Here is a 14,291-nt window from a genome sequence, read left to right as displayed (position 1 = left end):
CCGGATTCTTTCGGCCGCACACTCCAACCATGTCCCTCCAGAAAAGTTCCCTGACGAGATTGCGGGAATGTCACAGGATGATCTCTGCGCAAGGTCTCTCGTAGAGCCCGAGAGAACGGTCTTTGAACGCCACGACCGACCCCGGAAGTTCATTGGAACTTCCAGCCCGCAATCCGGTTAGGTGGGCAAGGATTTGAAAGCGGATTGAGTGGAAGATGATGTCCCAGTGCTTGGTGAAAATCCGCGCTCGACTGCCAGGATCGCCGGGTATCCCATTCACCCGATGCTCGTCCTGTTTCCGGACCTGCGCTGGACCCCGAAACGAGGAGGAGACCCATGGCGACCATGAAAGCAGTCCGTATTCATAGTTTTGGCGGGCCAGAGGTTCTGTCGCTGGACGAGGTCCCCATGCCTCAGCCCCTTGACGACGAGGTCACGCTCAAGGTCTGCGCAGCAAGCGTCAATCCTGTCGACTACAAGACCCGCGAGGGTTCGGCGGGCGGGGATTTGCCCGTTACGCTCGGCCGCGACGTGTCCGGCGTGGTGGAGCTGTGCGGCACGCGGGCTCATACGTTGAAGCAGGGCGATCCGATGTTTGCCATGCTTGGTCATGGCCGGGGCGGCAATGCCGAATACGTCGTCGTCAAGGCGACGGAAGCGGCAGCAAAACCGGAACGTCTAAGCCATGTGGAAGCCGCCGCCGTTCCGCTTGCAGGGATTGCAGCATGGCAGGGCCTTTTCGACCATGGTGACCTCAAATCCGGGCAGCGGGTTCTCATCCATGGCGGCGCCGGCGGCGTCGGACATCTGGCGATTCAGTTTGCCAAGGCTGCCGGCGCATTTGTCGTGACGACCGTTGCTGCCGAAGATTTCGATTTCGTCCGCGAGCTTGGCGCCGACCAGGCCGTCGACTACAAGAACCAGCGCTTCGAGGATGAGGTCGAAGACATCGATATGGTTTTCGATCTGGTCGCAGGCGACACACAGGACCGCTCCTGGAGTGTGCTGAAGCCCGGCGGGACACTTGTTTCCACCGTTTCTGAGCCCTCAGCCGAACAGGCACGTCTGCATCAGGCGCGTGGCGTTTCCTATCTGGCTGAGCCAAATGCGGCGCAGCTTGCGAGGATCAGCCGCCTTATCGACGCCGGCAAGGTAACTCCATTCGTGCAGGCAACTTATCCTCTGGAGGAGGTCGCCAAGGCCGAGGAACGGCTAGAGAGGGAGCATACACGCGGCAAGATCGTGCTTCAGGTGGCCACCTGAGCCCGGAGTGATCAAAGTTCCCCGGAATGCTCAAAGTTCAAAAGTGAACCAATTCTGCGGGCAAGCCGTTCAGTCGGCGATCGGCGCGTGGCGCCGACGGGCAGCTAACAACAGGAGATTGCATTATGACCAGCGAAGCAGATTGTGACCCGCGTCATCACACCACGAAAATGAAAGCCCGCTTGCAGGAAACCATTGACCACCTCCGCGAAGATGTCGAGAAGGTGGACGAACCCCAGTTGAAGGCGATGTTCGAAACCGCCGCTGAGGTTCTCAACGGCCTGCGGACCGCATTCAGCCATTACGAGCAGAAGAATGAACCTGCTTGGCGCTAGTTCATCCGTAAGTGCCGATTAATTCCGCCTCACCCAGCATGTTTTCACGGGCAGCCTGCCATACTACCAGGGCATCGGGTTCCGAACCGATGGGAAGTTTGGCAATGCCAAGGGCCGCGAGCCTGAAGCGGTAGGTGTGTGGTTTGTCGCCGGGATGCTGGTCGGGTCCATCATAGTGAAGATTGCCGAAATCATTGAAGCCGTGAGGCAGGTCTTCGGTTCGCGCTTTGGAACTCCGCCCTTCGGCCAAATGACGCCGGTCGCCGCCGATGTCGTAGACGACCCAATGCCGGGACGCCTGTGACGCTGCATCCGTATCTTCCATGACGAGCACGTAGCTCTGAGTGCCCGGTGGCGGATCGTTCCATTCCAGAAACGGGGAGAGATTATCGCCGCGCCGGGCATGACGATCCGGAATGGGCTGGCCGTTCTGAAAGGCGGGACTGGTCAAAGTGAACGCCATCACTTTCTTCCTTGCTAGACTCGTCGAAATAGAGGCTTTGGGCGCGCCCGTAGCGGCCTTTTTCCGTCAGACGATCCCAACAACCACAACCGGCTATTGTTCCTCCGAGAACGATGCACATGAGGTGGTATAGATCGTATGAGCGCGGGCCGTGTTCACTTGAAATGGGGCTTCACCCTGGTCACCCTCCGCACGGGTCCGCTCGGATTGCTTCTCTATGTGCTCGCCGACAAGGGGCCCCCGACCGGGCGAGCATGAGGTCTTCACCCGGCCGCTCTGAAAGCACGGCATCGGCTCCACCATCCACTGCGTTGCCGGCGATGCCATCAGCATTTGGCGGCCAGCCGCTAACGAGAACGATCAAGACTTGTCGTCACCGTTCTGGGCTGGCCTCAATGCACAAACCTTGCCCTCAGCCAAGCCAGAAGTCTGTTCCCGGTAATAGTCCGGCGGACTCTGGCGGCAGCCCATCGCGCTTGCATCGTAGCACCAACGTGGCAGTGACAGACGATGTTGTGCAACTGCCAGTCACTTAGCTCGAAGAAGCGCTTTGCCTCACCGTAAGTATCATCTTTCAGACCCATGGCGCGCAGCACCGGATCCTCATAGGCAACGGTGATCGGCGACCCCGCGCCACGCGCTACGGCACGAGCTTCAGGACTGAGATATTCGGTGCCTGAAAGCGCTCCGAGGCAACGCCGTGGATTTTGTTCGAGAAGCTTTGCCCAACGCTCGATCCGCTGCGTCCGAGACATGGTCGGGTATGTCGCCGAGGGCTCAACTTTTGCAATTGTCTGCAGTTGGTCGAGTGTTTGGTGTTTCATGGTCGGCTCCTTTCGATAGGTCGAAGCGCCCACGCCCTAACAAAAGATTATTGCGCTGCGACGCGCCGACAAGGCCGCAATTGGCAATGTTAGGAGTTTGCCTCACACGTCGGCCTCGGACTGACAGGCTGCGCATGGAAACGCGATTTTGACACGTCGGGCAACCGGGCCGAGATACGCCGCCTGCAATCGCGATTGAAATCACTGGCGAGGATGCAGGAGCGGGGAACGAAAGTCAGACCGTCAACGACCGGAATCGGAGCCGTCGAGATCCATCGAAAACGTCGGAATGGCGCGCATTCAGATGATCTTCCCGGCCAAGCCCGACGAGGCGACAAGGCGGGCGATGAAAGCCAATGGCTTTCGATGGTCGCCGTCGAAAGGCGCTTGGCGGCGCCATCTTAATGAGGCCGGACGATGGGCGGCCGAACGGGTGATGAAAGCCATCACCGCCGAGGGCGCCGCGTGAGCGGCGCCCCATGATCCAAGCGAAGTCGGAGCAATCACCATGACCACGGACAACGGCCAGAATGGCGATCCTTCGTCGGTGGCGATGCCGAGGGGAAATAATCGATCGAAAAGTTTCGCGAGGTGCCGATCCGCGCGGTCGGGCCAGCCGTGCCCTGGCTGCAACGCGGCCAACGGTGCGATCCATCCTGACATGAATGCGCCGACAGTCGTGCTACGGTGAGACACCGATCTGGCAGCCTGCCATGAAGTGAAGAGGAGAGTTCACCATGTCCAGGATCAATCGCCGCGCCTTGCTTCTCAACGCCAGCAGCGCCGTTATTGCGTCGACGGTTGCGGCATCGGCTCTCGCCACAGAGCCGCGACGCCGGGACCGGGAACCGTCCCGCGATCTGCGTGCGCTGATCAAGGCGCACAAGGCAACGTACGCGGCGTTCGGTAAGACAATCCACGAAATGGACGGCAGTAACCGTGACCACGACAGAGCCAGCCGGGCTGAGGAAAGGGCGCTGCTGGCTGTATGCGCCTATCCTGCGGTCAGGGAAGGTGATCGCAGGGCCAAGGCCCGATATCTTCTGAAGATCGAGGCGCGCGGTGAGCTCGACTTGGCAGAGCATATACAGGCTCTTCTCCGTTCAACGATGTGGAAAGGATAGGACCGGCGCTTGCGCGTCGTGTATTGGCTGCCAAACGACAGGCGCGCTCATGCCGTTGACACGGACGAGCCGCGGGTGGAGGCTTGCGAGCCGCCGGAACCTCAAGCCGACATCACCGGGGTACTTGCTCAAGTCACCGCGACGAAGCGATAGGCGTCGTCCTTGCGTTCGGCGTAGCCGACACCTGGATAGATCCAGTGGAACCCGAGCAGGCGCGTTTTGTCGGTCGCAGCGCGCTCCAGCAGGGCCTTCTTGTTCTGGGCAGCCAAATCGTGAATGGCATCGACGCCGGACCGCCACTCTGGATGGGCGAAGAAAACCGTCTGATGGGTGATCGCGTCAGCGACGATGATCAGGCCGTCCTCGCCGGCGACCTCGAGCGAGATGTGGCCGGGCGTGTGGCCGGCGGTGTCGAGCACCTTGATGCCGGTTACGATGTCGTCACCCGGCTTCATCATCACCGCCCGCTCTTTGACGGCGGCGAGGTCGCGCTGCGCGCCGCGGGCGAATTCGTGGAATTCCTGAGGCATCTTGGTCAAGATGTCCGGGTCCATCCAGAAGTCCCATTCCGCCGAATTGACGTAATACGTCGCATTCGGGAAGGTGAGTATGCCATCGTCCTTCAGCGTGCCCCAAATGTGATCGGGATGGGCATGGCTGAAAACCAGCTTGGTCACGCTCTCGGGCTCAATGCCGGCCGCCTTCAGGTTCTCCACGAGCTTGCCGGCAGTCGGCTGGAACTTGTTGCCCGATCCATTGTCGATGAGGATGATGTCGTCGCCAGCGCGGATCACGGTGGGGTTGGTGGCGGCGGTCACCTGTTCCGGACCCTGCCCAGTGGTCTCGAGAAGCGCCTTCAACTCCTCGGGCGGGGCGTCCGGCGCAAGCAGGCTGGCCGGCAAAGTGAGTTCGCCGTCGCTGACGACGAGGATTTCGAAATCACCTTGGCTGAATCTGTAAGGCGTCGCGGCAAACGCCGGCCACGACCAGAGCGGCGCGGATGCCAGCACCGACGTGGCGGCGAGAAACTGGCGACGGCTGATAAAGATTTTTGATGGATCGAGTTCGTGAACAGTCCTCATGGCTTGGCTCCATCGTGGGCGGTCCCGCGGAAGCCCCCGGCGCCGCAAACGATACTCCCGGCTGCTGGGCTTGTCATCGCCGAAGAACCTGTTCCTAGGCGGGAGGGTTGCACCGCTATGAGAGCAAGGGTCCTGTACTCCCGTTGCTTGCGTCGAATCCAGACTCAACCGGAACCCATAGGCAGCTTTGAACGTTCGGGTCTGACGGAAATTTGTGCTGTAGGGGCATGATCGTTCTTTCCAAGAGAGAAATTCGGCCCGACGTCTCGCCGATGAGTATGGGGAACGACGTGATGGCCCAGGCGCGAAAGTCCGCTGCGACGGCGAAGGCGAAGAGCCCGACACGCACGGCCAGGAAAACAACCACCGGCAGATCGAGAAACGCCAATCAGACCGCCGCGAGCTCCGGTCGTCCCGTCTATTTGATCGATGGCGCACGGACGCCTTTCCTCCGGGCTCGTAGCAAGCCGGGGCCTTTCACGCCGGTGGATCTGGCGGTCCAATGCGGGCGGCCGCTTCTCACGCGCCAGCCTTTCTCTCCGGACGAACTCGACACCGTCATTCTCGGTTGCGTCAATGTTATCGCCGACGAGATGAACCCCGCACGGGTGGCGGCGCTCAGGCTCGGCATGGGCGCGGCAATGACGGCCCTCACGGTCCAGATAAACTGCGGCTCCGGCATGCAGTCGATCGATACCGCCTTCCGCACGATCGAAGCCGGCAAGGCCGATCTCATTTTCGCAGGTGGAACGGAAGCGCTGTCTCACGCACCCTTGGTGCTTCGCAAGCAAGCGGTCGAATGGTTCAGCCACTTCGCAACGGCGAAGACCGCCTGGGAAAGAACCGCTGCGCTGGCGGGCTTGAGACCGGAGATGGCGAAGCCCGTAATCGGGCTCGAACGCGGACTCACCGATCCGATCACCGAGCTCAATATGGGCCAAACGGCGGAAGTAATCGGCCATCTCTTCGGCATCACGCGCGAGGCGGCCGATGCCTATGCCCTGCAAAGCCATCAACGCCTGGCGCGCGCGCAGAACAACGGTTTTCTCAAGGGCGAGGTCATCCCGGCGGTAGCCCGCGACGGCGTGCTCTACGACCACGACGATGGCGTGCGGCCGGACACCTCGATGGGCAAGCTCGCGAATTTGAGCCCGGTTTTCGAAAAGCCTTACGGCAGCGTCACCGCCGGCAATTCCTCCCAAATCACCGACGGAGCGTGCTGGGCCGTTCTGGCTTCGGAACAGGCGATGAAAAAGCACAGGCTGACGCCCCTCGCCCGCATTATCGACAGCGAATGGTCGGCGCTCGATCCCTCGATCATGGGGCTTGCCCCGACATTGTGCTCGACTGGAATCATGAAACGCCGGGATCTTTCCCGCGAAGACATTGATCTCTGGGAACTCAACGAAGCCTTCGCCGCACAAGTGCTCGCCTGTCTCGCCGCATGGGAGGATGAGGAATATTGCCGCAACGTGCTCGGCCTCGACGGCGTCTTCGGGCACATCGACCGCGACCGGCTCAATGTGGACGGAGGGGCGATCAGCCTCGGCCATCCCGTCGGCACAAGCGGAAACCGCCTCGTGCTTCATCTCGTCAATGCCATGCGCCGGCTCGGGCTTAAGCGCGGCATAGCCACCGAATGCATCGGCGGCGGGCAAGGCGGCGCGATGCTTCTGGAGGTTGCATGATGCCCGTCACAAAAGCCTCCGTCTGGAAGATACTCGCTCCCCGCAACATGGAGCTCGGATCTCGGACCGCCCCAAAGGTTTTCACGCACTCGCGGCTAAGCAAGGGATCAGATGATATCGCCTGGCTTGTGCTCGACAGGGCCAGCGAAAGCACGAACACGCTGTCGGGGGCAGTCCTCGCCGAACTCGACACGGCGCTTGGCGATGTCGAGGGCATCGGCGCCAAGGGCCTCGTGATCCGCTCGGCCAAGACGGGCGGCTTCATCGCCGGCGCGGACATCCGCGACTTCAAGGGAGTTACCGAGTCGCGCGAGGTCGAGACGCGCATGAAGCGGGCGCATGAGATCGTCGACCGGCTGGCGGCGCTCAGCATCCCGACGGTGGCGGCTATCCACGGGCATTGCCTCGGTGGTGGGCTCGAAATCGCGCTCGCCTGCAAATACCGCATCGCCTTGGGCGATGCGAAGCTGGGCTTTCCCGAGGTCAGGCTTGGCCTGCATCCGGGGCTCGGCGGGACGTTCCGGCTGACGGCGCTGATCGATCCCGTCGAAGCGATGACGATGATGCTGACGGGAAAGACCGTGCATGCGAAGAAGGCGAAGGCGCTCGGTCTCGTCGACGCGGTTGTCGAGGAGCGCCACGTCGAAAACGCAGTGCGAGCGGCCGTGGCCGGCAAGATGAAGACGGAACGCGGCAACTGGAAATCAGGAGTATTCGGCCTCTCGCCGGCACGCCAACTCGCCGCCCGGCAGATGCGGACCGAGGCGGGGAAACACGCGCCGAAGAAGCACTATCCGGCGCCCTACCGCCTCATCGATCTCTGGGAGGAGCATGGCGGCGACACCAAGGCAATGCAGAGAGCCGAGATCACCTCATTTTCGGAACTGCTCGTCAGCGAGACCGCGCAGAATCTCGTCCGTGTCTTCTTCCTGCGCGAGAATCTGAAGGGCTCCGCCAAGGGCGAAAGCGGCATCCGGTACGTCCACGTAATCGGCTCGGGCACGATGGGCGGCGATATTGCGGCCTGGTGCGCGGCGCAGGGACTGCGCGTCACGCTCAACGACCTAGACCGCAACGCCATCGCCAGAGCGATTGGCCGCGCCGCGGAGTTTTACGACAAGAAGCTTCATTCGGGCATCGAGCGGCGCGACGCGCTCGACCGCCTGATCCCCGATTTCGACGGGTCGGGTGTCGCCAGGGCGGATCTCGTCATCGAGGCGGTTGCGGAGAAGGCAGACGTCAAGCGCAAGGTGTTTGACGGGATCGCAGCGAAAATGAAGAAGGACGCAATTCTCGCCACCAATACGTCGAGCATTCCGCTCGAGGTGCTGCGGGATGACCTGGCTTTTCCGGATCGGCTGGTCGGCCTGCATTTCTTCAACCCGGTTGCCAAGATGGAGCTTGTCGAGGTCGTCGCGCACGACAGAGCGAGCCAGTCGACGCTCGATAGGGTGCACGCCTTCTGTGGCGCGATCGAGCGGCTGCCCGTTGCGGTGAAAAGTGCTCCTGGCTTCCTCATCAATCGGGCCCTGACGCCGTATCTGACCGAGGCATTCGTGATGCTCGATGAGGGAACACCCAAGGAGACGATCGACCACGCGGTGGAGGATTTCGGCATGCCGATGGGGCCAATCGAGCTCGCCGACCGCGTCGGGCTCGACATCGGCCTGGAGGTTGTCCGGATGCTCAGGGACAAGCTCGATGACCCCATTCCCGAGATTCCGGCGTGGCTCGAAGAGAAGGTCGAAAGCGGCGAGACCGGCCGAAAGGCGGGCAAGGGCCTCTACGCCTATGACGACAAGGGCAAGCCGAAGAAAGCGTCCGACGCGCCGGCGCCAGGCGCGGAAATGTCGGACCGCCTCGTTTTGCCCATGCTCAACACCTGCGTGCGCTGCCTGCGCGAGGGCATCGTCGAAGACGAAGACACGCTGGACGGCGCGATGATCTTTGCGACCGGTTTCGCGCCGTTCCGCGGCGGGCCGATGCACTATGCGCACAGCCGCGGTGTGGCGGACATTCTGGAGGCGCTGAAGCAGCTCGAACAGAAGCACGGACCCCGGTTTGCCCCCGATAAGGGCTGGGAGGCCCTGGGCGGAAAAACGTGACGGGCAAGCCGGACCAGCACCAACAGGCCGAAAGCGTCGCCGACCGCATTATCGAGCGCCTTGGCGGGCGCATCGTGCTCGCGCTTCCGCTCGGGCTCGGCAAGGCCAACATCGTCGCCAACGCGCTGTTCAAGCGGGCAGTCGAGGACAAGGCGATCGATCTCGAGATATTCACCGCCCTGACGCTGGAGAAGCCCCCCTGGTCGAGAGACATGGAGCGCCGCTTCATCGAGCCGCTGAACGAGCGGCTCTACCCAGGCTATCCGGGTCTAGCCTATGCCAAGGCGCTGCGCGACGGCTCGCTGCCGGAAAATGTCCGCGTCAGCGAGTTCTTCTTCGTCGCAGGACGCTGGCTCGCGATAGAGACCGCTCAGCAGAACTATGTTTCGGCCAACTACACGCATGCCGGTCGCTACGTGCTCGACCGCGGCATCAATGTGATCGCACAACTTGTGGCAAAGCGCGGCGATGGCGCCGACGCCGAGTACAGCCTGTCCTGCAATTCCGACATCACGCTCGACCTTCTGCCGGCGCTGAAGGCCCGCCGGGAGCCGGTCCTGCTGGTGGGCGAGGTGAGTTCGCAATTGCCGTTCATGCCCGGCGAGGCGGTGCTGCCGGCCGGTGAATTCGATCTCATTCTCGATGGACCTGACCGCGACCGGCCGCTGTTCGTCGTGCCGAGGGAACCGGTGTCGGCGGCCGATCACGCCATCGGCATCCATGCGGCAAGTCTGGTGAAGGACGGCGGAACGCTTCAGATCGGCATCGGCTCGCTCGGCGACGCGCTGACGGCCGGCCTGATCCTGCGGCAGCGGCAGCCCGAGCTATTTGCCGGCGCGCTGCATCGCCTCTCTTCTGACAGCCAGACCGCGAAATGGGAGACGGGGACCTTCGAAACCGGCCTCTACGCCGCCAGCGAGATGTTCGTCGACGGTTTCATGGATCTTTACCTGGAAGGCATTCTCAAGCGCCGCGCGTCCGATGGGGCGATCCTCCATTCCGGCTTCTTCGTCGGCAGCAATGCGTTCTACGGGTTTCTCCGCAGCCTGCCCGAGGAGGAACGTGCGCTCTTCCAAATGCGCGGCATTTCGTTCGTCAACGAACTTTACGGCGAGGAGGAAAGAAAGCGCGCCGATCGCGTGAACGCCCGTTTCGTCAACAATGCGATGATGGTCACGCTACTGGGAGCAACGGTGTCGGACGCTCTTGCAGACGGCCGCGTCGTCTCCGGTGTCGGCGGGCAGTACAATTTCGTCGCCCAGGCTTTCGCGCTCGAAGGCGCGCGGTCCATCATCACGCTAAATGCGGCGCACCGGACGCGCGGGCGCCGTGAGTCGCGCCTTGTCTGGTCCTACGGGCACACGACGCTGCCGCGGCATCTGCGCGACATCGTCGTGACCGAATACGGCGTTGCCGACCTGCGCGGCAAATCCGACCGCGACTGCGTCGCCGCCATGCTTGCAGTCGCCGATTCGGCCTTCCAGGAAGAATTGCTCGACGCGGCAAAATCCGCCGGCAAGATCGAGAAGAACTACGCCATTCCACAGGCTTTTCGCAACAATACACCGGAGCGTATAGCCGAAGCGCTTGCTCCGCTGCGCAAGGAAGGCTGGTGCGCCGGGTTTCCATTCGGCGCAGAGTTTACCGAAGAGGAACAGCGCTTGATTCCGGCGCTGCGGCATCTGAAGCACGCAAGTGCGTCTAGACCATCGCTCGCCCGTGCAGCCCTCGCGTCGCTGGCCGAAGGTAGGCCCGACCGGAAGGAACGCGCGGCCCTCGAGAGGATGCAGCTGGCAGCCCCCGCAAGCTTGCGCGAACGCGTCTATGCAAAACTGCTTCTCTGGGCGCTCAGGCACGGCGAATAGTTTGCACCGGTCTGGGGCGATCCGGTTACCGCGCGCTGACCGCGTTGACGATCGAAGCGGCGTCGACGCCGCTCGTCTCTATTCCGCGGCCTCGGAGCGCGTGGGGCGCTTGCCACGCGTCGCCTTTTTCCGTCGATGCTGCGCAGCAATCGGCGAGATCTCTTCCATGGGAAACGCGTCGACTGCCACCACGCGGTCCGCCACCGCCTTAGCTTCGGCGAGTTGCTCGAACTCCGCCGCGCTGATGACGCCCCTGTCGCGGGCCTCTTCCGGATCCAGCACATGCTCGTCGCGCATCTTCTTTTCAATGTGTGCTGCGACGGTGACGAGCCTGAATGCCTGCTCGAGATCCCTCAGAGGGTGCTCCTTGTGTCCTTCGCCGAGATAGACATTCGGCGTCAGCCGGTCACGCTGAGGCGAATCCTTCATCAGCGTTTCAGCCACCTCGCTCGTCAGTTTGTCGGACGGCATCGGAGCGGGAATGCCCGCGGGGAAGGCGAGCAGCCTGACAAGGAAAGCCGCCCAGCGTGCTGGCAGATTGTCGAACACGCCGGCAAAAGCGGCCGCCATGCGGCCCCGACCTTGGTGCATCACATAGTCGACGATCGGCCGGTCTTCCTCATGCCGCCCCTCCGTCTCGAAGCGCTTCAGAACCGCGCCGAGCAGGTAGAGTTCCGACAGGATGTCGCCCAGTCTGGCCGAGATCATCTCCTTGCGCTTGAGCGCGCCGCCCAGCGTCAACAGCGAAAAATCGGCGAGCAGCGCGAAGGCCGCGGCATGCCGCGAGAGCTGTTTCCAGTTGCCGGGCATCGCCGCCCTGTCCGGAGCCGGCCCGATGCGCCCGCCCGACCAGCCGCGCACGAAGGCCCGCCATGCGGTGGCGAACGTATGACCGACATGGCGCCAGATTGTCTTGTCGAAGGCGTCCAGGCCCTTCTTCTCGTCCTCGTCGGCCAGCGCCAGCATTTCCTCCAGCATGTAGGGATGCGAGCGGATGGCGCCCTGCCCGAAGATCATCAGGTTGCGCGTGAGAATATTGGCGCCCTCGACGGTGATGCCGATCGGCGCCGATCTGTATTGGCTGGCGAGATAATTCTTCGGGCCGTCGATGATCGACTTGCCGCCATGAATGTCCATCGCCTTTTCGACCGACTCGCGCATGCGTTCGGTGGCGTGGAATTTCATGATGGCCGAGACCACCGATGGCCTGTGCCCCTCGTCGAGGGCGGCAATAGTGAGCCGCCTTGCAGCATCGATCAGGTAAATATTGCCGGCAAGATCGGCGAGCGGTTTCCGGATGCCCTCGAACATGCCGATCGGCAGGTCGAACTGGGTCCTGACCCGCGCGTAGGCTCCGGTGGCGCGCGCGCATACGGCGGCCGACGCCGCCGACTGCGAGGGCAGCGAAATGCCGCGGCCGGCGGCAAGTGCGGTCATCAGCATCTTCCAGCCTTCGCCGATCTGCTTCTCACCTCCCAGAATCCGGTCGAGAGGCAAAAACACGTCCTTCCCGTAAAGCGGGCCGTTCTGGAAATGGGTGAATTGCGGAATGTGCCGCTCGCCGTAAGTTACGCCCGGCGTCGACGTCGGCAAAAGCGCAACCGTGATGCCGAGTTCTTCTCCACGGCCGAGATGGTTTTTCGGATCGTACATCTTGAACGCGAGGCCCGTCACGGTGGCGATCGGGCCGAGCGTGATGTAGCGCTTATGGAAGTTGAGCCTGACGCCGAGAACCTTCTCGCCCTCCCACTCGCCATATTCGACGATGCCAGTGTCGGCCATCGCCGCCGCATCCGAGCCGGCATCCGGCGAGGTAAGAGCAAAACAAGGAATCTCGCGCCCGTCGGCGAGCCGGGGCAACCAGTAGTGCCGCTGCTCGTCTGTGCCGAAGTGCATCAGCAATTCGCCCGGACCGAGCGAGTTCGGCACCATCACCGTCACGCCGGCCACCACGCTACAGGACGAGACGGTGCGGACGACTTCGGAATGCGCGGTGTTGGAGAAGCCGAGGCCGCCGTATTTCTTCGGGATGATCATTCCGAAGAATTTCTTCTCGCGCAGGAAGTCCCAGACCTCACGGGGCAGGTCGCGGTCCTCCCAATTAATCTTCCAGTCGTCGACCATGGCGCAGAGTTCGTGCACCGGCCCATCCATGAAGGCCTGCTCCTCCGCTGACAACTTGGCGGGCGGCATGACGAGCAGCTTGTTCCAGTCGGGATTGCCGGTGAAAAGCTCGCCGTCCCACCAGACCGTGCCCGCGTCGATCGCGTCCCGTTCGGTCTCGGAGATCGGCGGCACGACGCGTGAGGCCCATTTGAAGACCGGCCTGGTGATGGTGTCGCGGCGGAAAGTGCGCAGGCTCATGGGAAAACGCCTCCCGTTCCTCATGCCATCATAGCTGGAATGCCGCGCATCGCGTTCAGTTCCAGCCTGCGGGCTCGCTGGCAATCCCCAACAGATTGTCAAGGCTTGTGATATCCGGTCAAGGAAGCGCCATTTCGGAGCTTCGTGATCGGCCGGACAAATCTGGTGTTCGCGGTAAGGCCGAAGTCGCTGGCGATCAAACTGCGTTTCCGTCGAGTTGCGAACTGCGTTTCTACGCCTTGCCTGACGCGTCGCGTTTTCACACAGGCTCCACCCGAAGCGGACTTTGCCATTGGTTGAAGATCCCGCATTCCCGACTTCGACTTGCTGCTAGTTGGTGTCGCAAAGCCACCCGATTGAGACGTAGAACGCTCCATAGCGGTAAAATCCGAGCCCGATACCCCCGGTCGGCTCGGTTGCGCCATTTCTTGACACTCCCGGCGCATCCCCGAAGCTGACGTTCGCGCTGCGGCGCATTCCTCCGCTAAGGACTACCCCAATGAGCCCGTTTCTGGGACCGGACTTCACGGAAGTATGCCACGGCTGCGATTGCGGATCAGGCCGGATATGAGCGCACGCTGAACCGGACCCGCGCCCTGTTGGAACCACACTACCGGGTGTTGGAACTGGGCTGCGGAACAGGAACAACCGCGCTCCGGCTTGCAGGCCATGTGCAAAGCTATCTTGCGACGGATATTTCCGCTGGAATGATCGCAAAAACGCCGCCGACGCTAACCCAGCGCTTTTCTTTCGTACCGCGACCGCGGAGGCGCTTGCGTCTGAGGCCGGGCAGTTTGACGCAGTTCTGGGGTTCAACTATCTCCATCTGGTCCGCGACCTGCCCGGGACGCTGCGCCACATCCATGCCTTACTTGCAGCTGGGGGCCTATTCATCTCCAAGACACCCTGCCTCGGGGATATGAATCCGCTCATACGGCTTGCCTTGTTGCCCGCGATGCGTGCGATCGGAAAGGCATCCTATGCCGGCGTCTTCCGGGCGGCGGAGATGAGCGAGTATATATGTGCCGCAGGCTTCGACATTCTTGCAACTGAAGTTCACGCAACCAAGGGGAACGAGGCCCGTCCCTACATCGTGTCGCGCAAGAGATGAACTCTACGGCCGGTTGCGACGTAGGGCGCCCCATCGCGGTTTAATTCGAGCCGATGCACCGGCCGGC

The 14,291-nt window shown here is 62.2% G+C and carries 11 protein-coding genes and 2 pseudogenes; 9 read left to right on the top strand and 4 right to left on the bottom strand.

The features are described 5' to 3' along the window. The first annotated feature begins 336 nt into the window (after window positions 1-336). The gene (locus CIT26_RS06025) at window positions 337-1,263 is read left to right on the top strand and encodes an NADP-dependent oxidoreductase (RefSeq protein ID WP_245319187.1); all 927 of its coding nucleotides are present in this window, start codon (window positions 337-339) and stop codon (window positions 1,261-1,263) included. Between the two features lie 125 nt (window positions 1,264-1,388). Then, window positions 1,389-1,598 (top strand): hypothetical protein, encoded by a 210-nt coding sequence (locus CIT26_RS06020; protein WP_095491720.1) that lies wholly within the window; start codon window positions 1,389-1,391, stop codon window positions 1,596-1,598. A gap of 1 nt (window position 1,599) precedes the next feature. Here the strand turns inward: CIT26_RS06020 and CIT26_RS06015 are convergent, their stop codons facing one another. Further along, on the bottom strand, window positions 1,600-2,061 hold the full coding sequence (locus CIT26_RS06015) for a YbhB/YbcL family Raf kinase inhibitor-like protein (protein WP_095491719.1): 462 nt from the start codon (window positions 2,059-2,061) through the stop codon (window positions 1,600-1,602). Between the two features lie 159 nt (window positions 2,062-2,220). On the opposite strand from CIT26_RS06015, the pseudogene CIT26_RS38645 reads away from it, so the two are divergent. Further along, window positions 2,221-2,338: pseudogene (locus CIT26_RS38645) on the top strand (DUF4396 domain-containing protein); the annotation flags it as partial. Between the two features lie 115 nt (window positions 2,339-2,453). Here the strand turns inward: CIT26_RS38645 and CIT26_RS06010 are convergent. Then, entirely contained in the window at window positions 2,454-2,885 is a 432-nt protein-coding gene (locus CIT26_RS06010) for a hypothetical protein (protein WP_095491718.1), read from the bottom strand. Window positions 2,886-3,174: 289 nt separating this feature from the next. Between CIT26_RS06010 and CIT26_RS06005 the strand changes: the two genes are divergently transcribed. Continuing rightward, window positions 3,175-3,354, top strand: a complete 180-nt coding sequence (locus tag CIT26_RS06005; protein ID WP_095491717.1) for a hypothetical protein — start codon at window positions 3,175-3,177, stop codon at window positions 3,352-3,354. 268 nt (window positions 3,355-3,622) lie between these two features. Continuing rightward, window positions 3,623-4,009: a hypothetical protein gene (locus CIT26_RS06000; protein ID WP_095491716.1), complete on the top strand. Its 387-nt coding sequence runs from the start codon at window positions 3,623-3,625 to the stop codon at window positions 4,007-4,009. Window positions 4,010-4,137: 128 nt separating this feature from the next. On the opposite strand, the gene CIT26_RS05995 is transcribed toward CIT26_RS06000, so the two are convergent. Next, entirely contained in the window at window positions 4,138-5,091 is a 954-nt protein-coding gene (locus tag CIT26_RS05995; RefSeq protein WP_095491715.1) for an MBL fold metallo-hydrolase, read from the bottom strand. Between the two features lie 293 nt (window positions 5,092-5,384). Between CIT26_RS05995 and CIT26_RS05990 the strand changes: the two genes are divergently transcribed. From CIT26_RS05990 to CIT26_RS05980, 3 genes are read left to right on the top strand one after another with little or no spacing between them, the layout of a single operon-like run. Next, window positions 5,385-6,779, top strand: coding sequence for an acetyl-CoA C-acetyltransferase (locus CIT26_RS05990; protein ID WP_095491891.1), 1,395 nt, complete (start codon window positions 5,385-5,387; stop codon window positions 6,777-6,779). Beyond that, on the top strand, window positions 6,779-8,884 hold the full coding sequence (locus tag CIT26_RS05985) for a 3-hydroxyacyl-CoA dehydrogenase NAD-binding domain-containing protein (protein WP_095491892.1): 2,106 nt from the start codon (window positions 6,779-6,781) through the stop codon (window positions 8,882-8,884). The genes CIT26_RS05990 and CIT26_RS05985 overlap by 1 nt, the downstream gene beginning before the upstream one ends. Further along, window positions 8,881-10,749 carry an acetyl-CoA hydrolase/transferase C-terminal domain-containing protein gene (locus CIT26_RS05980; RefSeq protein ID WP_095491714.1) on the top strand — a complete coding sequence of 623 codons (1,869 nt, stop codon included), beginning with the start codon at window positions 8,881-8,883 and terminating at the stop codon, window positions 10,747-10,749. The genes CIT26_RS05985 and CIT26_RS05980 overlap by 4 nt, the downstream gene beginning before the upstream one ends. A gap of 78 nt (window positions 10,750-10,827) precedes the next feature. Here CIT26_RS05980 and CIT26_RS05975 read toward each other — a convergent pair whose 3' ends face one another. Continuing rightward, window positions 10,828-13,113, bottom strand: a complete 2,286-nt coding sequence (locus CIT26_RS05975; protein WP_095491713.1) for an acyl-CoA dehydrogenase — start codon at window positions 13,111-13,113, stop codon at window positions 10,828-10,830. A 548-nt stretch (window positions 13,114-13,661) separates the two neighbouring features. On the opposite strand from CIT26_RS05975, the pseudogene CIT26_RS05970 reads away from it, so the two are divergent. Continuing rightward, window positions 13,662-14,224 (top strand): annotated as a pseudogene (locus tag CIT26_RS05970) (class I SAM-dependent methyltransferase). Window positions 14,225-14,291: the final 67 nt, after the last annotated feature.

It is taken from the genome of Mesorhizobium temperatum (assembly GCF_002284575.1).
Classification (GTDB): domain Bacteria; phylum Pseudomonadota; class Alphaproteobacteria; order Rhizobiales; family Rhizobiaceae; genus Mesorhizobium; species Mesorhizobium temperatum.
The sequence above is the reverse complement of the archived record's forward strand: the minus strand, read 5'-3'. Positions and strand labels throughout refer to the sequence as shown.

Excerpts from the sequence above, each read along its gene's own strand:
- CIT26_RS06015 (WP_095491719.1), bottom strand. The coding sequence starts at position 2,061 with ATGGCGTTCACTTTGACCAGTCCCGCCTTTCAGAACGGCCAGCCCATT.
- CIT26_RS05975 (WP_095491713.1), bottom strand. The coding sequence starts at position 13,113 with ATGAGCCTGCGCACTTTCCGCCGCGACACCATCACCAGGCCGGTCTTC.
- CIT26_RS06000 (WP_095491716.1), top strand. The coding sequence starts at position 3,623 with ATGTCCAGGATCAATCGCCGCGCCTTGCTTCTCAACGCCAGCAGCGCC.
- CIT26_RS06025 (WP_245319187.1), top strand. The coding sequence starts at position 337 with ATGGCGACCATGAAAGCAGTCCGTATTCATAGTTTTGGCGGGCCAGAG.
- CIT26_RS06020 (WP_095491720.1), top strand. The coding sequence starts at position 1,389 with ATGACCAGCGAAGCAGATTGTGACCCGCGTCATCACACCACGAAAATG.
- CIT26_RS05985 (WP_095491892.1), top strand. The coding sequence starts at position 6,779 with ATGCCCGTCACAAAAGCCTCCGTCTGGAAGATACTCGCTCCCCGCAAC.
- CIT26_RS05990 (WP_095491891.1), top strand. The coding sequence starts at position 5,385 with ATGGCCCAGGCGCGAAAGTCCGCTGCGACGGCGAAGGCGAAGAGCCCG.
- CIT26_RS05995 (WP_095491715.1), bottom strand. The coding sequence starts at position 5,091 with ATGAGGACTGTTCACGAACTCGATCCATCAAAAATCTTTATCAGCCGT.
- CIT26_RS06005 (WP_095491717.1), top strand. The coding sequence starts at position 3,175 with ATGGCGCGCATTCAGATGATCTTCCCGGCCAAGCCCGACGAGGCGACA.
- CIT26_RS06010 (WP_095491718.1), bottom strand. The coding sequence starts at position 2,885 with ATGAAACACCAAACACTCGACCAACTGCAGACAATTGCAAAAGTTGAG.